Here is a 20044-nt window from a genome sequence, read left to right on the forward strand (position 1 = left end):
GAAAGTTAGTCATATTGACAAAATTCCTGTTAAACAAATGTTATCTTTTATAACGTTTTTGCTAGAGGGATAGATCTTTGCTAACAACGCCGTTACCTTTGTATTTAGCTTAACCCGTGATTGCAAGACTTGCCAGTCATCTGACAAATAAAAGAAGGGAAATATCCCACCCAAGAAAAGATGGGATATTTTTTGTACAACGGCTGTTTATTCAATAAACGAATCGGTGAATAAGCGCTCGATGGCTGAATTAGCCTTCTTTGCTCACTGCGTCTTCGTAGCTCACCGACTTCTCGGTAACCGTCGCTTTATCTAAAATAAGATCAACAACCATATCTTCCAAAACAGAAGCTTCGATGCCTGACTTCAGTTGTGGATTTTGATTGTAGTAGTTGATGACTTCTTGAGGGTCATCATAAGTTGCAGCCAACTCTTCAATAGTTGCCGTTACTCTATCGGCATCAACCGTTAATTCGTTTTGCTTAACCACTTCACTAAGCAAAAGACCTAAGCCCACACGGCGCTCAGCTTGCTCTTTAAACATATCGTCAGGTAGGAGTGATTTAAGGTCAAGATCTTTATTCTGCTGCATGCCGCCAAACTGCTGCATCATTTGCTCTCTTAACGTATCGGTTTCAGAGGCAATCAATGCGCTTGGTAAATCAACCTTGTTAGCCTCTAATAGTTGATCCATCACTGATGTCTTCACTTTATTTTTGACGGATGTTGCTAGCTCTCGTGCCATATTCTTGGCAATATCTTCACGAAATTTCGCCATATCACCATGATCAGCACCAAACTTTTTCAACAGCTCTTCGTCGATAGCGGGCAATACTTTTTCTGAAACACTATTCACGGTAACCGCGAATTCGACGGCAGCACCTTTGAGGTCTTCTGCATGGTAATCTTCAGGAAAACTTAGCGACAAAGTCTTTTTGTCACCTGCACTTAAGCCTACCAATCCGTCTTCAAAACCCGGGATCATTGAGCCAGAACCTAAGACAAGGTCTTGCTTTTCGGCTTTTCCGCCAGCAAATTCTTCGCCATCTTTAGTGCCAAGATAATCAATATTGACGCTATCGCCATCAGCTGCGGCGCGCTCTACAACGCTTAATGTCGCTTGCTGTTCACGTAAAGACTCGACCATTTTGTCGACATTTTCTTCATTAATCTCAGCAGAGAGTTTTTCTACGCTAAACCCATCAAAGTCACCTAATGTGATCTCTGGATAGACTTCAAAAACCGCGTCATATTCAAGGTCTTTACCTGATTCAAATTGTTTAATTTCAATTTTTGGCTGTCCTGCTGGCTGTACTTTTTCTTGTTCAAAGGCAGCTTGCAGAGAGGTATTAATAACATCACCAAGAATTTCTTGACGAACGCCTTCACCGTATTGTCTTTTGATAACTTTTAAGGGCGCCTTACCTTTACGAAAACCATTAATACGGATTGTTTTGGCGGCTTCTTTCAAACGCTCGTCTGCACGAGTATCAATTTGCTCTGCAGGAACACCTACCGTTAAACGTCGCTCTAAACCTGATGTGGCTTCAATAGAAACTTGCATGATTATTCTCTTTGCCTCTGTAAAAGTCTTTTTTGATCAATAAAGATGATTAGTACTTGTGTGTAAATGGGAAGGAAAACGAGTAGAACCTGTCTCAACTATTTCAACTACAGGGTTTGGGTGGGACAGAGAGCTATGGCTTGCCTTGTACGTCTATTCTTTAGTCCCCGTACTCGTAGCTATAAAATTCTGGAAGCATAACTGAGGGAGTGTATTTCTATTTAGCTATTGCTAAATGGTGCGGACGGAGAGACTCGAACTCTCACACCTTGCGGCACCAGAACCTAAATCTGGCGTGTCTACCAATTTCACCACGTCCGCGACATATTTTACTGCTAAGAATGAAATCTATTCTTGCAGAACCTCGATATCGATGAGGTCATAATTATTTTTTGCATATTATACAGAATAATCACAAAAAACCACTAACTTATTGATTTAAATAACAATTAAATTTTTTTGTTAGACCCCATATCTGAGGGCTGGGCATTGTGCCACAGAGCAGATATGGGTTCAACAAAAGATCGCCCTTTTATGTATTTTTTCTTGGTGCCGCCATATCGGATAGAAAAAACAAGCGCCTAGGGCAAGTTATAACTGAACCATCTCACATCTATTATCTGCTAAATACATTAAGCGCTAAGCAACATTACAGCCGCTCTATAACTGTAGCAATTCCCTGCCCCAAGCCAATACACATGGTGGCTAAACCCCATCGCTGATCACGATCTGCCATTACCGTAAGTAAGGTACCCGTGATACGCGCACCCGAACACCCGAATGGATGACCTAACGCAATAGCACCACCATATAGATTGACGCGCTCTTCCATAACATCAAGCAACGCCATTTCTTTTAACACGGCAAGACTCTGAGCCGCAAAAGCCTCATTCAGCTCGATCACTTCGATATCTTGTAACGATAAAGAAGCATTCGCTAGCGCCTGCTGACTAGCCATGACCGGCCCCATACCCATGACTGAAGGATCCAACCCCGATAGCCCTAGCGATACCACTTTAGCGATTGGCTTTAAGCCCAATGCTAGCGCTCGTTCGCCCGACATAAGCAGCATAGCACTCGCACCATCTGTCACTTGAGATGATGTTCCGGCAGTGATTGTGCCATTGTTAGGGTCAAACACCGGCTTGAGCACCGATAAGCCTTCAATGGTGGTATCAGGACGAATGGTTTCATCATGCTCGATTAAGCACATCCCGCCTTGCTCACCGTGCCCTGCAATAGGAATAATTTCTCTAGCAAACTTGCCAGAGGCGGTTGCTGTAGCTGCTAACTGATGGGAGCGCACAGCAAATGCATCCATACTTTCACGAGAGATATTGTGCTGCATAGCGACATATTCAGCCGTCAAACCCATTGAACCGGACGCTTTAGCGACCGACAAGCTCAACAAGGGGTTAGGATCAACATGGGCATTCATATCGATATGTCCCATATGTTCTACACCACCAATACAGTAAACATCGCCCAAACCTGCACGAATATTGGCTGTTGCAATATGCAAGGCTGACATTGATGAACCACATAAGCGGTTGATCGTTTGCGCGGGAATAGAATGAGGAAGGCCTGCTCGAAGCACAATATTGCGCGCAATATTAAACCCCTGCTCCCCTCGCTGCATCACACAACCCCACAACAAATCATCGATAGACTCTTGGGGGACATCTGGATTGCGCGCAAGCAAGCCTTGAATCAATTCCGCACTAATATCGTCAGCACGGCGATGGCGGTAACAACCATTTTTAGCGCGCCCCATGGCGGTACGCGCATAATCAACAATCACGGCATCTCTTGGGTTAATTGTGGACGATTTCATACGCTTACTCCTCGCTCAAAACCATCGGCATTCGGAGGTGAGCCATAGTATGTTTTCTGCTTAAGCACACGGTCTTGCATATTATCCGTAGACGAATATATTTTTGACAAATAACTATATTTTTCAGAACTTTGCATAATTTTGTTAATGCCAATACTATCTATCCATTGAAACAAACCACCCACAAAAGGAGGAAAACCAATACCATACACCATCGCCATATCAGCTTCTGCAGGAGAACCAACAACGCCTTCTTCTAAACAACGGATTAATTCAATCGCCATTGGCGTCATCATTCGCTCAATAATGGCTTCATCATTAATGTCTGTGACACCTTCTATCGCCTGAATGCCAGACGCAATGATTACATCAACATCATCACTATTTGATTTAATCCGCTTGCCTTTTTTGTCTAGTGAATACTCGTAAAAACCACTACCCGTTTTTTGGCCTAAGCGATTTTCGGCTTGTAATAAATCAGTGGCGGCAACAAAGTCATACTGCATTCGCTCGGGAAACCCTTCCGCCATCACTTTTGCACCATGTACCGCGGTATCAATACCAACGACATCGAGCAAGTAAGCTGGTCCCATCGGCCAGCCCCACGCTTCCATGACTTTATCAATACGGCGAAAATTCACGCCATCTCTGACTAACATTAGAAACGCCGCCAAATAAGGAAATAAAACGCGATTCACTAAAAAGCCCGGACAATCTTGCACTACAACCGCTTTTTTACCCATCGCTGTTGCATAAGCCACTGTTGTCGCAACAGCTTGATCTGAGGTGTGGTGACCACGAATCACCTCAACCAGAGGCATTGCATGTACGGGGTTAAAAAAGTGCATTCCACACACATTTTCAGGACGCTGAAGGCTCGACGCTAAATGACTGATCGATATGGTCGATGTATTAGAGGCGATCACCGTATCCGCATGCACATGCTGCTCTACGTCCGCTAACACCGATTGCTTAATGTCGGGATTTTCTACAACCGCCTCAATAACAATATCAACACTATCAAAACCTGCGTAATGAAGTGTCGGCTCTATGCGATTTAGCACTTGCCCCATTTGCTGAGGCGATAAGCGACCACGCTCAACACGCTTAGACAGAAGAGCATTCGCCTCTTCAAGACCCAGCTCAATGCCTGACACATCAATATCTTTCATAATAATGGGGATGCCTTTGAGTGCTGACTGATAGGCAATTCCTCCCCCCATAATGCCCGCACCTATTACAGCCGCTTGCTTAACGGGTGCAGCCTTACTACCATCAACATGCGTGTAGGCTTTGGCTTTTTTTGCGATAATTTGGTCGTTAAGAAAAATACGAGTTAACGCCAATGCTGCTGACGTTTGCGTCATGGCGATAAAAGTAGCGGTTTCTTGCTTTAAGGCTTCTGCGGCTGTCACTCTCGCAGAAGCGGCAATGACGTCAACAGCGGCTAGCGGCGCTGGATAGTGCCGCCCTGCCTGCGCTGCCACCATGGCTTTAGACGTCATCAGCGCCATAGCCAATTCTGTTTTGTTATGCTTTAAAGGCTGAGCCTTTTGCTGGCGACGTGCACGAAAATCTAGCTTGCCCACAATCGCTTGCTGCAACGTTAACAATGCGGCTTCACGTAAATTTTCTAGCGTTGCCACACCATCAATAACACCTGCATTTAATGCTGCAGAAGCACGGTATTCCTTTGCACCGGCAATCCACTCTACCGCCGTTTCGATACCAGCAATACGCGGTAAACGTACAGTGCCTCCCCACCCCGGAATAATACCCAAACGGGTTTCTGGCAAACCTATGCGCACATCGTCGCTTGCAATACGGTAATCACAGGCCAATGTAAGCTCGCAGCCTCCACCCAAAGCAAAACCGTTAATCGCTACAACAACTGGAAAGGGCAATGCTTCTATAGCGTTAAAATTCTGATTACTGCAACGCAGAAGCTCTGTAATCTTGTCTGCTCCAGCAAGAAAAGCCGGCGTAAATTCACTGATATCAGCCCCTGCGATAAACGCGGCCTTGGCGCTACGAATCAATAAACCTGCTACGCCTGATTGCTGCTGTAACACCTCAAGTGCCACCGTTAGTTCTCTAACGGTCTTTTCGTTAAAAACATTCACTCGACTTTCAGCGACATCAAAGATGAGCTCAGCAATAGCGTCATGGCTATCCGTATCGTGAATCATTTGCAGACTAAGGTTATCGCCCGAATACATACTCTTCTCCGTTGGCGTTGTACTATTTAGAGACATTTGGATAAGTCGAGACTGACGAACAGCTAGCCAGCAATCGCTCGATACCGATGAAAATAGTATAGCCAAAACCATACCATTTTCTATTGCAGTTACCCCTCGCATACGGTGTAAAAGACTCCCCACAAAGCCGAAGAATATAAGTACTTTGTAGGATATGCGTCAGAATGTAACGGGCATTACAATGCTATTAATTAGCGATCAGCACTTACTGATAGGATTAGGGCAAATTAGTGACGGGAGCGATTGATCACCAGAATAACTTTCTCTTCGGTCAAGTTTCTGAAGCGATAGGGATGCCCTGCTTCAACAATAAAACCATCACCGGCAGTAAGGTCACTAATTTGACTGTTAATAATGACATTAAGAGACCCCTGCACAATAAAACCACTAGAGCGCCCTTTATCGACCAACATACTCTCACCGGTGTCGCTATTAGGTCCGTAAACTTCATAACTCAACTGACTACGAACGTCTTCCTCATTGCGCGCAAGCCGATAATAGTCGGCATTAGAATCGCTACGAGAAAACATTTGATAACTATGAAAGAAGCAGTCGGCTTCATCATTAAAGTCGATATTAAAGAAATCTTTGATACTCATAGGAATGCCTTTTAGCAGCTTTTCCAATGAGCTCAACGATGGGCTAACTCGCCCTTGCTCAATCATCGAGACACTACTATTGGTGACCCCTGCGCGCTTTGCTAATTCACGCTGAGACAAATCATAGATTTTTCGTACTTTTTGTAATCGAACCGCTATTTCATCGCTCATATTTTTATTATTTTCCCCTACTACATTAATGGGTTATGCGATACCAGACTGATATCTATTGATTATCAACAGATAAGAATACGAAAACCTCTACTATGAGACCTTCGCACAAAAGCCCACTTAATAAGCAATAAGTGTAGCCAGCTCCTATCCATCGATCATATCCTTGTAAATGTTTTCATTCGACAAGTCAATTGCTTCACCGTAACCTGGCACGTGAATCTTCGTTTTGGTGATTTCGATCGTGGTTTCATCGACCATATTTTGCCCAAAACCATAACGGATTTGATAGTCACCTTTAAGTACTGATGCATTGTAATTATTCGCTTGCTGCACCACCGCCTGATTGCGCAGGCGATAAGCACCCATAACCACATCACCATACCGCGCAGCTAACATTTTCTGAGTTCGATCGGGAGATAGGATGCTCGCGGTCGCATTATTACCACCAAAGCCCTTAGAATTCAGAAAAGCGACTTCGGGCAATACCTGACAAGGCACGTCTTGATTGGAAATAGCTAGGCGATCACACGCCACATCATCCGCTACTTTATCAATGGTTTTAATGCCCGGGATAACCCCATGCTGAAAAACCCCCAAGCTATTAATTAGTTGATCACCACTGGCCGGCGCCAATGAATGCCCTACATAGGATTTGACTGCCGCCACCGGCCACTGCTCAATATCAAAGGCCTCTGCCACTCGATCAAAAATGGCTGATTCTGTCACTCGGTTCTGAGGAGTGCTTGAGCCATGCGCTTGTATAAAACTGCGCTGTTTAATCGCATCTTCACCCAACAAACGGCTGGCAGACGCCACCGCTTTAGCCAGTGTTAAGTAGTTACCTGGCCCTGGTGATGATATAGACTTTTTATAACCGTCAGCATTGGTGAAAACATCAAGCACAGCCCCATGAATAGTCGCACCTAACTCAATCGCTAACTCGTCATCCATCAAAATAACATGCTGACTTGACTCTGCTAATGTAAAACCACAATTATCCCCAAAAGGCCGACTTGCACGACGATGATCTGCTAACGGCGCCCCATCAAGTCGAGCTAGTTTTTCATCCGTTGCCAGCGCACTCATCGTCGCATACCCATCAATTACTTCTGGTGTAATAGGTGCTTCGCTGCTGCTCACCATCACAACTCGACGGCGACCCGAGCGGATATCATCCATACCTAGCTGTAAATTATAAAGGAAGCTCGCACAGGCCCCCGCCACACTACCCGTCGCCCCCATGCTTCCAAGCACATAAGCATTAATAAAATCTGTGGGCATAGAACCAAAGCCAAAAGCCAGTTGCTTGGTTGATACGCGCTCACCACGCAGGCGAGACTGCAATAAACCACCATTACCATGTTCGTCTAATTGGCTCATTGCGCTGGTCGAATAAACACCAATTTGATCCGGCGGCAGTCGATCAACAATCGTATTCCAATCAATTCCCATGGCATTAACTGCATCGGAAGCCCCCACTATTGAAAGCTGCAGCCCCCTAGGATGAAAGCGCGACTTATAGAGTTCCGCTGGGTCAAAACCTTCAGGCAACTGCCCTGCTGCTTGTACTGCCGAGCGATATGTTGTTTGCAATAGAATATGAGGGTCTGTATTCGCCTGAGCCGTTTTAATCGACACGCTCACGGTATTGGCATTAACTTCACTCACCTGCCACTCATCAGGCACGGGGCTAGGCAGCTGCCGTTTGGACAGCTCAAAAGTAATATCATGCCCAGAGACTTGCGATAAGGACAGTTTTTGGTGGGTTGGCACAGCATCGACATCGAAATGCTGCTGGCCAATCTTTCGTACAAGCGTGCCATCTAGGACAGACTGCCGATAATCCAAAGCCACCTTTTCTAGAGATAAAACATTACCATCAAGATCGACATATTGCCCCTCAACACACCTCACCTTTCCCATCATTACCGCTAGACTAACAATGGTTTCTTGTTGCTGCTCTGGAGACAAAGCATCGATCACTGTGCGTCGATAAGCATGATGGAAGGAACTTCTCCCCGCCGCGTTATAACCTCCGAAACTTACGATAACAGGCAATTTAGACATATACATCACTCATATATTTATACTATCAACAGTAGTGAGTTAACGTCTTAATACTATTTACCGCTTTACCGCTGTTATTATTTATTGCCTTGTCACCACTAGTTAGTGCTGAAGCTGACAACCAATAAACCCGCAGCACGGGTGGAGCGCAGTCATTACGTTGAACATCACTTGATATGTATAGTGTAGAAGTTCAACACTGAACGGATCATAAAAATAAAGACAAAAGACATGAAAAAAAAGACATTTTTCGCATTTAGGGATATTATAAAATTTTTGCACAAATAAGTATTCATGCTCTCAAAGCTATTGCAAATTAGGAGACGAAAGAAAAGCATGCCGAATAAATCACCACCTATCCGCACGGTATTTGTCCTATCACCGCAAATGCTATCAACTAGCATGAGCTGGCCAGCAGATATGTTAAATGCGGCTAATCAAGCCGCGAAACGCTTATGTCCAAACAAACCACCTTTTGAACTGATCACAACAGCGGTCACTTCTAGTCCTATTCACTCCGACCACTTACCTTTTAGTTTATCTCCCTCACATACCTTAGATGATATACCGTCGGCAGATATTATTTACTTACCCGCATTATGGCGAAACCCGCAGCCTATACTGGCAAAAAGCCGGTTACTTACACCTTGGCTACAACACCACTACGAACAAGGCGCACTGATCAATGGTGTAGGTACTGGTTGCTGTTTCATGGCGGAAGCCGGACTGCTTGATCATAAACCTGCCACTACGCACTGGTACTACTTTGATCAATTTCAACGGCGCTACCCCATGGTGAAATTAAAAAGACAACACTTTATCACCCAAGCCAGCAATCTCTATTGTGCTGCCAGCATCAATTCATTAGCCGACTTAACGATTCATTTTATCCAACAATTTTTTAACCAAGCCGTCGCACAGCACGTCGAAAGGCACTTTTCTCATGAGGTTCGGCGCGCTTATGAAAAAGTCAGCTATTTTGAGGCTGACAATATCAACCATTCAGATGAAGAGATTTTACAAATTCAATTATGGATAAAAACTAACTTAAGTCGACCAATGAACGTGGATGACATGGCACAGCAATGTAATATGAGCAAACGTAATTTCAGCCGCCGCTTTAAAGAAGCGACGGATAAAACACCACTAAACTATTTGCAAGACGTGCGTATGGATACCGCCTGTGACCTATTACAGTCAAGTAACTTATTTATAGGCGATATTGCTGATAAAGTCGGTTATAGCGATGTCAGCCACTTTGCGCAAATTTTCCGCAAAAAGATGGCGCTTTCACCTAGCGATTACCGTACAACGGTTAGGGCCAAACTTTTTCATGAAGAAAATTAACTACTGACTCCATGAAAAATCTCACCCTTTGATAAAAATTCGCAAGCGGCATCACTAATTAATAGAATATTGAGAAATAATAAAATTATTTTTTGCTATAACCCATTATTAAAAATAATATTAAAAATAAAGGAACTTTTATTTAGCGCCACTACTCATGCGACCTACAGAGAAGCAGCGAAGGAAAACGCGCCAAGCACTACGTATTTCGTGCCTTTTTAAACTAATAGCCATGCGTAAATCGTGCCACATTTTCCTCTTGAAATTCTTCTTTAATGAGCGGATATTAGATACATGCTTTATGGAAATAGTTTCGCCTCCACCCCTTTCTCACCTCTCTGCCCATCGGCAGAAAGCACCTTATCAATCACTTTTATAAACACTATCCATAACTAGGAGATATGCTCTATGACAATGGCAAGTAATGTAACCTACCGTGACCTTGATACTTCAGATGCACTGAACGCAATTATTAATAAACGTCTACAAAAATTGGGTCGCTTCAGCAGTGATATTCAGCACAGTCGGGTGGTATTAGATTCTCCGCACAACCACAAACATAAAGGTAAAGAATTTCGTGCGACAGTTGAACTGGACATTAAAGGTAGTCCTATTACTGTTAGCCAAAACGATATGTCTATTCATGTTGCCGTACGCGATGCATTTGATGTAGCCGAAAGAAAATTAAAATCTTACACTCAGCAATTACAATCAAAGCGCCAGCGTAGCCGCACAGCAAATGAACCTGTTGTCAGTCAAGATATGTTACAAGAAAGCGATTTCGATGAGGTAGGTTAACCTCAAGCCCCTCATTTTTTAGGGCGGCACATCGCCGCCCTCTCCTTTTAAAAATCTGTTAGCCTCTCGCTATACACTCACTCTTTTTAACCCGTGTTACTTACTTTGAAGAACCTTTTCTAACGTATCAATAAAAAAATCAACTTCAGATTCTGTATTGTAATGTGTGAGTCCAATACGCAATATCCCACCGGTTTCACTTAAACCAATTGATTCAATAAGTTTATCTGCATACAAATGTCCGCTCCATGTAAAAATGCTTTTTTCTCCCAGTGCTTTAGAAACCATTTTGGGGTGGTGATTAGAAAACGACAATGAAAAAGTGGGGGTTCTTTCATGATAGCTTGAACTATGCACACCATAGAGCGTTACTTCTGGTATCGCAGTTAACTTATCTAAGCATTTTTTTGCCAAGTAATGTTCATAACAAATAATATTTTGGTAAGCATCATCCAATTGTTTATCTAGCGAATCGCCTTCGCCTAACGAAGCGATATAATGAATCGCGGCAATCGTACCAGCGAGTGCTTCAAAGTTAAGCGTGCCAGTCTCCCAGCAATTCGGGGGATAACTCGGTGCCGGCTCGACTTTATACGGTTTAAAATTTTCTAAGTGTTGTTTTTTTCCATAAATAAACCCTACATGCGGACCAAAAAATTTATAAACAGAGCCCGCTAAAAAATCACAGCCTAAGGTATCGACATTAATACGTTGATGTGGCAATAAGTGCACAGCATCAATATAACTCATTGCTCCATGTACTTTTGCTGATCTCACAATGTGCTCTAAATCGGTTCGTGTGCCACTAACGTTGCTCGCAGCAGTAACCGCGACTAAACGCGTTTTTTCGTTAATTAACGCATCAAAACACGTCAGGTCTAATACACACTGTTTATCAATAATCGGGATATAGTGCACATGAACGCCTCGCTCTACGGCAATACGTTCCCATGCGCTGCGATTTCCTCCGTGATCAGCCGCAGACAAAATAATATTATCTCCAGCCTGCCATGTCTGGCCAATCGAACGACTAAAACTTAACGTTAGGCTTGTCATATTCGCGCCAAATACAATCGTATCTGGAGAAGTGGCGCCAACCAATGTTGCGATGCACTCACGGGCAGTAGTAACAATATCAACGGTTGTTTGGCTAACGCTAAAATCTCCCCCTAAATTGGAATTCCCTTGTCGATAATAGTCGCCAACAGCCGCGATAACAGAATCGGGGATTTGAGTGCCTCCTGGCCCATCAAAAAATACGGGCTGGGAATCGGCACCTTGAATATTTAACGCAGGGAATTGCTGCCTGATTGCGTCAATTTTCTCTAATAGCTTAGGTTCAAGCGGTGAAAACGAAGACATCTCTTACTCCTTTTTTCCCATGCTGCTCTGATAATGTTTCTGATACATAGTGATAATAACGTTGATCATTAAAAATGATAAATTGATCTTCTTCTAACACCGTATTTATGTGTAAATTTTGGCCTTCTGGATCAGTAAAAATTTTAGTATTACCGCCAGAAATATCCTGGCGATTAAGGCAGCAAATTCCTACATAATTAAATCCATCTTGATGAATACCCTCTGGAGCGGGGCTGCCTACTTGCTGAGCATCACACGTTACTCGAATTTGGTGCGCCTCGATAACACCGTCCTTATTACCCAATGTATATTCTGCAAACGAGCGTAAAAGATGCTGAAGTTCTTCAGTATGATCAATATTCTCATCCATAGGGGCAAAATCACGCTGAACATCACCTACTAATCTATTTATATCAGACGATTGACAAAACGGGGCATGCGCTAAGCGAATATAACTATCGCCCGCCTTTTGATAACGAGCATAACCTCGCAATCGATAATCACCATCGATATAAGGATCAACAGGCAGCTGCTCAAAATAGCTGCCTAACTCAGCGTAAAAATTATCAGGAATTTGGAATGCAGCCAGTAAGAAATTATTTTTCATGGATTTTCCTCGCAAAAATACTAAAACAACTGCTTTCCAATATAACAGCGAGATAAAAGAAAATTTATGCTATATATACACTAAAAAATAAAATATTAGCTAATTATTCTAAAATAGATTAAATTAGTAGAATAAAATTTCACACGTAAATAAAACAGCCAATCTAAATAACTCACGAATAACATAAGCAATATTGGACGATTAAATAGAAGCAGAGGAATATATGAATAATGATCTTGATAAAGTAGATATTGCCATTTTGGAATGTTTGCAGACAGACGCGGGATTATCGACGTCAGACATTGCCGAAAAAGTCAATTTATCACAAACACCGTGCTGGCGAAGAATTCAGAGATTAGAAGAAAAAGGGGTTATTCAACAGAAAATAGCGTTACTCAATCGTAAAGCCTTGGGTTTCAACTTGGTGCTTTATACCGAAGTGAAGCTAACGGATAATGATGAGAACACACTCACCGCATTTGAGCAGGCAGTGTGTCAACATGCAGAAATAACTGAGTGTTATTCAATGCTAGGAAACAGTGATTTTTTATTGCGTATTGTGACCAAAGATATGGAAAGCTATGAGCGATTTTTCTATAAACACTTATCAAAGCTTCCCAAGATTCACGCTATAAACTCAAACGCCGTATTGAGTGAATTAAAGAATACACAGGCATTACCTTTGCAAACTATCAACTAATGTAGAACCTATCATTCCTTCCGATGCATAGCGACAAATAGAAACTCTTCACTACAAATGAAAGATTTTTATGGCTGACGTATTGACTCACTAAAGAATCGCGTATATTCATCAATGGGTAGGCGATCCGTCCGGTAACTATTCACTAATGCAGTTTTATCTTCATAACCCAAAGCCATGCCACAGATGAGTTTTTTGCTCTCTGGATAGCCGAGAGCATCCCTAACAGCCGCAGGGTATTCTGCCAAGGCCGCTTGTGGGCATGAACTTATCCCGTGTTCGAGTGCCACCAGCATAATCGACTGAATAAACATACCATAATCAAGGTACGAACCCGTCTCTAAAATATCGTCAATAAAAAACAGCAGCATCACTGGTGCATCAAATGCTCGATAATTTGCCATCCACTGCTCTAACTGCCGATCTTTATCTTCACGGGTGATACCTAGAGTCGAAAACATCGCTAGACCACAAGCCTTGCGACGTGATTTGTAAGGCTCGACCCAAGTATCCGGATAATATTTATATTCGAGTGAATTTGGGGTGCCCTTTCTAGCCTCAGACTCTATCGCGGTTTGTAACGCCACCTTAGCATCACCAGTGACTACCGCTACTTCCCAGGGCTGGGTATTCACACCCGAAGGCGCATGTCCTGCCAGCGCCAATATTTTTCTGATAACAGATTCATCTACCGCTTGTTCAGTAAAGGCACGGACAGACTTTCTTGCAGTTAATGCCGATGAAACCTTCATAGTCTTAACACCTGTATAATTTTACCTACAATGTATTTAGTCGTTCATCATTACTAACAATCACCATCCATAAAACAGCTATAGATAGATAAACACCGATCTACATATTTCGACGATACTGACCACCAACAGCAAACATCGCATCGGTAATTTGTCCTAATGAACATACGCGAGCGGCAGACATTAATGCCTCAAAACCATTACCGCCCGCAATAATGGTATCTTGTAGATGCTGTAATGCTTCAACGGCATCAACTTCGTGCGTCTTTTGCCATTGAGTCACGCGCGAAATCTGACTTTCTTTTTCTTCTGTCGTTGATCTTGCTAACTCTATTTCTACTTCTTCATGTGGGTTTTCAGGCAAAAATGTATTCACACCGATAATAGGTAAACTGCCGTCGTGTTTTTTATGTTCATAGAGTAGCGATTCATCTTGAATTTTTCCGCGCTGAAAGCCGGTTTCCATTGCACCGAGTACACCGCCACGCTCAGAAATACGTTCAAACTCTCGCAGTACCGCTTCTTCAACTAACTCAGTTAGCTCATCAATAATAAATGACCCCTGCAAAGGGTTTTCATTTTTTGCTAAGCCAAACTCATTATTAATAATTAACTGAATCGCGAGTGCGCGCCTTACGGACTCTTCCGTTGGAGTAGTAATCGCTTCATCATAAGCATTTGTGTGTAAGCTGTTGCAATTATCGTTAATCGCAATTAACGCCTGCAATGTTGTTCGAATATCGTTAAAGTCCATTTCCTGCGCATGTAGAGACCGTCCTGAAGTTTGAATATGGTACTTCAAGCGCTGGCTACGGCTGTTAGCCTTATATTTATCACGCATAGTAACAGCCCAAATACGTCGAGCTACACGCCCCATTACCGTGTATTCAGGGTCCATTCCGTTAGAAAAGAAAAATGATAAATTAGGCGCAAAGTCATCAATATCCATACCTCGGGCAAGATAGGATTCTACATAAGTAAACCCATTGGCTAAAGTAAAGGCCAGTTGTGTCAGCGGGTTAGCGCCGGCTTCAGCAATGTGATAACCCGAAATAGAAACTGAGTAAAAATTTCTAATTTCTTGATTAATAAAATACTGTTGAATATCTGCCATCATTCGCAACGAAAATTCGGTAGAAAAAATACAAGTATTTTGTCCTTGATCTTCCTTTAAAATGTCTGCTTGCACAGTACCGCGAACACTTTTTAACGCAGCCGCTTTTAATTGATGGTATTCATCATCGTTCGGTTGCCGTTGATGATCAGTGGTGAATTTTTCAAGCTGTTGGTCAATCGCTGTATTTAAAAAGAAAGCGAGAATAGTCGGTGCTGGGCCGTTAATCGTCATTGACACTGAGGTTAACGGGTTGCATAAATCAAACCCATCAAAAAGATCTTTCATATCCTGAAATGTAGCAACCGACACACCCGAATTACCCACTTTACCATAAATATCTGGGCGAACAGCAGGATCAAACCCGTACAATGTCACTGAATCAAAAGCCGTAGATAAACGCTTCGCCGTTGAATGTTCTGATAGTTTTTTAAAGCGCGTATTGGTTCGTTTTGGATCACCTTCGCCGGCAAACATTCGTGCTGGATCTTCACCTTCACGCTTAAAAGGGAAAACACCTGCCGTATAGGGGAACCCTCCGGGTAAATTTTCTTTCATTAACCACGAAAGCATATCACCAGCATCATGATAATTTGGGAGTGACACTTTTGGAATTTTTGTTCCTGCTAAACTGTCACGCTTATTAATCACCTCAATACTTTTTGTAGGCGATAAATTAACGGAAACAACGTCTTGGCTATATTGCTCTTTAATACTTGGCCATTGCTGTAAGAGTTTTTTTGATGAGCCTAATAGCTGATCTTCTTTTGCTGTTAAAACATCCTCCAGAGCAGAAAAATTATCGACACCTAACATTTTTTTTGTGGCTAATAATTGTTGGTGCTCACGCGCAATAATCGCCTGCTCATCCACTTGTTTTTTATAACTGCGTACCGTTTCTGCGATTTCGGCCAAATAGCGTGCCCGCTCTGCAGGAACAATACTGGTTTTTGCCGAAGATGTTTTTGTTTCTACAGTGGGTAAGGCACTATTGTATTCAATAAAATCATGCTCACGCAAAATAGCCAATAAGCCTTGATAAGCAGCCGTTACACCATCGTCATTAAATTTAGAGGCGATACTACCAAATACTGGCATCGCCTCTGGCATGACATCAAAGGCCGTGCGATTGCGCTGTACTTGCTTTGCAACATCGCGATAAGCATCATCACTACCCTTTCGATCAAATTTATTGATAACAACAAGGTCGGCAAAATCAAGCATATCAATTTTTTCTAACTGGCTTTGTGCGCCAAATTCGGGAGTCATTACATACATCGACACATCGACATAAGGAACAATACCCGCATCTCCTTGACCAATACCGGGGGTTTCTATGACGACCAAATCAAAATTCGACAGCTTCGTTGCCTGAATCACCGCAGGTAGTATTTCGGGCACTTCGCCAACAGTATCTCGTGTCGCTAGCGAACGCATATAAATATTGCTGTTGTATATCGCATTCATTCGAATGCGGTCACCTAATAGTGCCCCCCCCGTTTTTCTACGTGTGGGGTCAATGGCAATAATAGCGATATTCACAGAATCATTAGAATCTAAGCGAAAACGGCGAATAATTTCGTCAGTTAATGATGACTTACCGGCACCACCGGTTCCTGTAATACCCAATATAGGTGTGTTAATTAGCTCACTTTTTTCTTTCAAAAGCGACAACTGATCAGGGCTAATATTACCTTGCTCTATATCGCTTATAATTCGCGCTAAGTCATCTCTGTTGTGGTCATTATCGTTCAAGAAGTTATCGATAAAAGCAGGGGCTAGCCGCTGTTTTTCAGCGTTGCTATTGCCCATAGCTGACGCACGATCAAACGCTTTTGATGCTCGCTCAATCATGTCATCAATAATACCCTGCAAACCCATTTCTTGACCCATTTGTGGTGAATAAATACGTTCTACACCATAGGTTTCTAGGGCACGTATTTCTTCTGGAACAATCACCCCTCCTCCACCACCAAAAACACGGATATGCCCTGCACCACGTTCGTTCAGTAAATCAATAATATACTGGAAGTACTCAACATGGCCGCCTTGATATGAGCTAATAGCAATCGCTTGTGCATCTTCTTGAATAGCTGAATCAACCACCTCTGCTACTGAACGATTATGTGCTAAGTGAATAACTTCTGCTCCGCTGGCTTGCAGAATACGACGCATAATATTAATAGCCGCATCGTGACCATCAAATAGCGCAGCAGCGGTAACAAAGCGTACCGGAATCGTCGAATGCCCCGAAGTGGGTAATGAAGGTTTACTGACGGTATTCATTGGGATCACCTATTGTTTCGTCATAATGATGTGAACGTTGCATACTTACCTTTTGAGCAGTAACGCAATATTCAAAATTGATTTATCGTGAGAGTGTCTGTCTCATAAATTGGATGACATTATCATGTAATTGAGCAACCATTGCTTTGTTTTGATCAACACTAGACATGAGCATTAATTGATAGGCTATTCCATTCAGTGACGCATTATATTGCGCAGCAATATCATCTGCACTTTCGTGAAAAGCCTGTAAGCTAGGGTCATCAATAATCCACTGCATTAAGTCTTTTTGGCGGCGTTGATGAATGCTAATAACCACTTGCTGAACATCGCTTTCTGCACTGACTGCATCAAACCATAAAGTATAAAAAGCTCTAATATTATTTGTACTATTGTCAAACATTTGTGCATGCTTTAATGTTGCTGCGGCAATGGCATCAATCCCTTTTTTCCCCATCGTTGCCTGCTGTAAGTCACGCAACCAATATTCACTCAACGCACGCAATACAAATGTAAACAAACCTGCTTTAGAACCAAAACGGTAGCCCGCTAAACCTCGGCTATACCCTGCTTTTTCACCTACCTCTTTTAGCGTTGTTTTTTCAGTGCCTTTTTCCAATATCAATGCAACAGCGGCTTCAAGCATCAATTTATCCGATAAATCACTACGCTCTTGGTGCGTTTTTCGCTTTTTTTCTGTCATTTTTACTACCTTATATGCAGGCATTTTTTGTATATGTATTATTAACCTCGCATAACTTATGCGTGAGTCTACAATTGATCTGTTGCAATACTATGCAAACTGTCTACAGGAATGGCGACCATTTTTTGATACGCGGCTGCACGCGGCAAGACATGCTGACAATAAAAACGTGTTGTCGCTATTTTATTGTGAACAAACTCATCAGATAAGTCATGCGAGCCATTCACTACTGCTAGCGCCGCACGACACATTTGCCAACCGCCAAATACGGTGCCGGTCAACATCATAAAATTAACGGCAACCGAAGCCGCAAAGTCATTATCGTTACTCGCATTGTTCAGTACAATATCGACAGCAGCTTGCAATGATTCTACTGCATCATTAAGGGATACCGACATGTCCTTAAGCACATCATGTTCCGCTAGTTGCGCAACCACCGTACGAATTTCTGTAATCGCTTCACCAATACCTTCGCCACTATCACGCTGAAGTTTACGACCAATTAAATCGTTCGACTGAATACCTGTTGTTCCTTCATAAATAGTAATAATTCTTGCGTCACGGTAATGCTGCGCCATACCAGACTCTTCGATAAAACCCATACCTCCGAGTACTTGTACACCCAAGCCCGTGACCTCTTGAGCAATTTCAGTCGGCCATGCTTTTGCAAGAGGTGTTAACAATTCTAGTCGACGTTGGTGATAAGACTGCTCCGCGTCTGTTGTATTATATTTACTATGGTCGTAAGAAGCTGCCGCAACATAAGTTAACGCGCGAGTTGCTTCAGTTAAGCAACGCATTAACATTAACATGCGACGTACATCGGCATGCTCGGCAATCGCAACACTGCCTTCATGCCCAACCTTTTTACCCTGTTTACGATCAGTGGCATAGGCAACGGCACCTTGATACGCACGCTCTGATAAACCCACACCTTCCAAGCCCACTTCTAAGCGAGCATGAATCATCATAGTGAACATACAGGCAAGCCCTTGGTTTTCTTCGCCAACTAAATAGCCAACAGCACCACCATTATCGCCAAAACTCATGACACAAGTAGGGCTCGCATGAATGCCTAATTTATGCTCTACCGATACAGGTTTGGAATCATTTAGATCGCCTAAACTCCCATAACTGTTAACAAGATATTTGGGTACTAAAAAGAGTGAGATACCTTTTACCCCCGGAGGTGCATCTGGTAAGCGTGCCAGCACAAATTGAACGACATTATCTGTCATGTCGTGATCACCCCAAGTAATAAAGATTTTACTACCAGTAATTAGGTAGTGATCATCTTTTTTCTCTGCCTTTGTGGTTAACGCTGCCAAATCTGAGCCCGCCTGCGGCTCGGTTAACAACATGGTTCCGGTCCATTCACCACTCACCATTTTTTCTAGATACGTTGCTTTGAGCTCGTCACTACCATGAGCAATTAATGCATCAATACCACTGGCAGATAACATGGGGCATAAAGCAAATGACATATTGGCACTGTTCCAAAATTCACTCGCTGCCATATGTAATGAGAAAGGTAAGCCTTGGCCACCATATTGTTCAGGTTGTGCTAAACCTAGCCAGCCACTTTCAACAAATTGTTGATAGGCCTCAATAAAACCTGGGGCTGATTTAACACCCTTATTATCTAAAGTAACGCCGGCTTGATCTCCCGTCCAATTAAGGGGCGCCAAGACTTCTTGAGAAAATTTCGCCGCCTCTTCTAAAATGGCGCTCACCATATCCGGCGTTGCCTCTTCAAAACCGGGGAGTTTTTGCAAGGCCGGCAAATCAACCAAGTGCTCTAAAACAAAATTAACATCATCAACAGGTGCAGTATAAGTTGTCATAAAAGTCGCTCATTTCATATCAGGGTTAACAAATG

Annotated in this window: 14 protein-coding genes and 1 tRNA gene; 3 read left to right on the forward strand and 12 right to left on the reverse strand. The window is 42.9% G+C overall.

The genetic code is table 11. The features are described from left to right. Nucleotides 1–250 precede the first annotated feature (250 nt). From tig to ACZ5O6_RS06595, 6 genes are all read right to left on the reverse strand, one after another. The gene (gene tig / locus ACZ5O6_RS06570) at nt 251–1564 is read right to left on the reverse strand and encodes a trigger factor (RefSeq protein ID WP_447091668.1); all 1314 of its coding nucleotides are present in this window, start codon (nt 1562–1564) and stop codon (nt 251–253) included. Nucleotides 1565–1800: 236 nt separating this feature from the next. Then, nucleotides 1801–1885: transfer RNA gene (locus ACZ5O6_RS06575), tRNA-Leu, on the reverse strand. 328 nt (nt 1886–2213) lie between these two features. Further along, nucleotides 2214–3398 carry an acetyl-CoA C-acyltransferase FadA gene (gene fadA, locus ACZ5O6_RS06580; RefSeq protein WP_447091669.1) on the reverse strand — a complete coding sequence of 395 codons (1185 nt, stop codon included), beginning with the start codon at nt 3396–3398 and terminating at the stop codon, nt 2214–2216. Then, on the reverse strand, nt 3395–5617 hold the full coding sequence (fadB, locus tag ACZ5O6_RS06585) for a fatty acid oxidation complex subunit alpha FadB (RefSeq protein ID WP_447091741.1): 2223 nt from the start codon (nt 5615–5617) through the stop codon (nt 3395–3397). Before fadB ends, fadA begins: the two co-directional genes overlap by 4 nt. Before the next feature lie 266 nt (nt 5618–5883). Further along, complete coding sequence (locus ACZ5O6_RS06590; RefSeq protein WP_447091670.1) at nt 5884–6426, reverse strand: helix-turn-helix domain-containing protein; 543 nt, start codon at nt 6424–6426, stop codon at nt 5884–5886. 147 nt (nt 6427–6573) lie between these two features. Beyond that, the gene (locus ACZ5O6_RS06595) at nt 6574–8496 is read right to left on the reverse strand and encodes a beta-ketoacyl synthase (RefSeq protein ID WP_447091671.1); all 1923 of its coding nucleotides are present in this window, start codon (nt 8494–8496) and stop codon (nt 6574–6576) included. A 336-nt stretch (nt 8497–8832) separates the two neighbouring features. Between ACZ5O6_RS06595 and ACZ5O6_RS06600 the strand changes: the two genes are divergently transcribed. Beyond that, nucleotides 8833–9843, forward strand: a complete 1011-nt coding sequence (locus tag ACZ5O6_RS06600; protein ID WP_447091672.1) for a GlxA family transcriptional regulator — start codon at nt 8833–8835, stop codon at nt 9841–9843. 414 nt (nt 9844–10257) lie between these two features. Beyond that, complete coding sequence (locus ACZ5O6_RS06605) at nt 10258–10641, forward strand: HPF/RaiA family ribosome-associated protein (protein WP_464283486.1); 384 nt, start codon at nt 10258–10260, stop codon at nt 10639–10641. 96 nt (nt 10642–10737) lie between these two features. Here the strand turns inward: ACZ5O6_RS06605 and ACZ5O6_RS06610 are convergent, their stop codons facing one another. Both ACZ5O6_RS06610 and ACZ5O6_RS06615 read right to left on the reverse strand, forming a co-directional pair. Next, complete coding sequence (locus ACZ5O6_RS06610) at nt 10738–12003, reverse strand: cysteine desulfurase-like protein (protein WP_447091674.1); 1266 nt, start codon at nt 12001–12003, stop codon at nt 10738–10740. Then, nucleotides 11981–12610 carry a 2OG-Fe dioxygenase family protein gene (locus tag ACZ5O6_RS06615; protein ID WP_447091675.1) on the reverse strand — a complete coding sequence of 210 codons (630 nt, stop codon included), beginning with the start codon at nt 12608–12610 and terminating at the stop codon, nt 11981–11983. The genes ACZ5O6_RS06610 and ACZ5O6_RS06615 overlap by 23 nt, the downstream gene beginning before the upstream one ends. A gap of 223 nt (nt 12611–12833) precedes the next feature. Between ACZ5O6_RS06615 and ACZ5O6_RS06620 the strand changes: the two genes are divergently transcribed. Beyond that, nucleotides 12834–13310, forward strand: a complete 477-nt coding sequence (locus ACZ5O6_RS06620) for an Lrp/AsnC family transcriptional regulator (RefSeq protein ID WP_447091676.1) — start codon at nt 12834–12836, stop codon at nt 13308–13310. Nucleotides 13311–13378: 68 nt separating this feature from the next. Here the strand turns inward: ACZ5O6_RS06620 and ACZ5O6_RS06625 are convergent, their stop codons facing one another. The 4 genes from ACZ5O6_RS06625 to ACZ5O6_RS06640 form a co-directional block, all read right to left on the reverse strand. Beyond that, complete coding sequence (locus ACZ5O6_RS06625; RefSeq protein ID WP_447091677.1) at nt 13379–14062, reverse strand: nitroreductase; 684 nt, start codon at nt 14060–14062, stop codon at nt 13379–13381. 100 nt (nt 14063–14162) lie between these two features. Then, entirely contained in the window at nt 14163–17462 is a 3300-nt protein-coding gene (gene icmF / locus ACZ5O6_RS06630; RefSeq protein ID WP_447091678.1) for a fused isobutyryl-CoA mutase/GTPase IcmF, read from the reverse strand. 82 nt (nt 17463–17544) lie between these two features. Then, nucleotides 17545–18165, reverse strand: a complete 621-nt coding sequence (locus ACZ5O6_RS06635) for a TetR/AcrR family transcriptional regulator (protein ID WP_447091679.1) — start codon at nt 18163–18165, stop codon at nt 17545–17547. Between the two features lie 68 nt (nt 18166–18233). After that, the gene (locus ACZ5O6_RS06640; RefSeq protein ID WP_447091680.1) at nt 18234–20009 is read right to left on the reverse strand and encodes an acyl-CoA dehydrogenase; all 1776 of its coding nucleotides are present in this window, start codon (nt 20007–20009) and stop codon (nt 18234–18236) included. Between the last annotated feature and the right edge of the window lie 35 nt (nt 20010–20044).

Source organism: Eionea flava, from assembly GCF_055393785.1.

Coding starts and splice junctions, on each gene's coding strand:
- tig (WP_447091668.1), bottom strand. CDS start 1,564: ATGCAAGTTTCTATTGAAGCCACATCAGGTTTAGAGCGACGTTTAACG.
- fadA (WP_447091669.1), bottom strand. CDS start 3,398: ATGAAATCGTCCACAATTAACCCAAGAGATGCCGTGATTGTTGATTAT.
- fadB (WP_447091741.1), bottom strand. CDS start 5,617: ATGTATTCGGGCGATAACCTTAGTCTGCAAATGATTCACGATACGGAT.
- ACZ5O6_RS06590 (WP_447091670.1), bottom strand. CDS start 6,426: ATGAGCGATGAAATAGCGGTTCGATTACAAAAAGTACGAAAAATCTAT.
- ACZ5O6_RS06595 (WP_447091671.1), bottom strand. CDS start 8,496: ATGTCTAAATTGCCTGTTATCGTAAGTTTCGGAGGTTATAACGCGGCG.
- ACZ5O6_RS06600 (WP_447091672.1), top strand. CDS start 8,833: ATGCCGAATAAATCACCACCTATCCGCACGGTATTTGTCCTATCACCG.
- ACZ5O6_RS06605 (WP_464283486.1), top strand. CDS start 10,258: ATGGCAAGTAATGTAACCTACCGTGACCTTGATACTTCAGATGCACTG.
- ACZ5O6_RS06610 (WP_447091674.1), bottom strand. CDS start 12,003: ATGTCTTCGTTTTCACCGCTTGAACCTAAGCTATTAGAGAAAATTGAC.
- ACZ5O6_RS06615 (WP_447091675.1), bottom strand. CDS start 12,610: ATGAAAAATAATTTCTTACTGGCTGCATTCCAAATTCCTGATAATTTT.
- ACZ5O6_RS06620 (WP_447091676.1), top strand. CDS start 12,834: ATGAATAATGATCTTGATAAAGTAGATATTGCCATTTTGGAATGTTTG.
- ACZ5O6_RS06625 (WP_447091677.1), bottom strand. CDS start 14,062: ATGAAGGTTTCATCGGCATTAACTGCAAGAAAGTCTGTCCGTGCCTTT.
- icmF (WP_447091678.1), bottom strand. CDS start 17,462: ATGAATACCGTCAGTAAACCTTCATTACCCACTTCGGGGCATTCGACG.
- ACZ5O6_RS06635 (WP_447091679.1), bottom strand. CDS start 18,165: ATGACAGAAAAAAAGCGAAAAACGCACCAAGAGCGTAGTGATTTATCG.
- ACZ5O6_RS06640 (WP_447091680.1), bottom strand. CDS start 20,009: ATGACAACTTATACTGCACCTGTTGATGATGTTAATTTTGTTTTAGAG.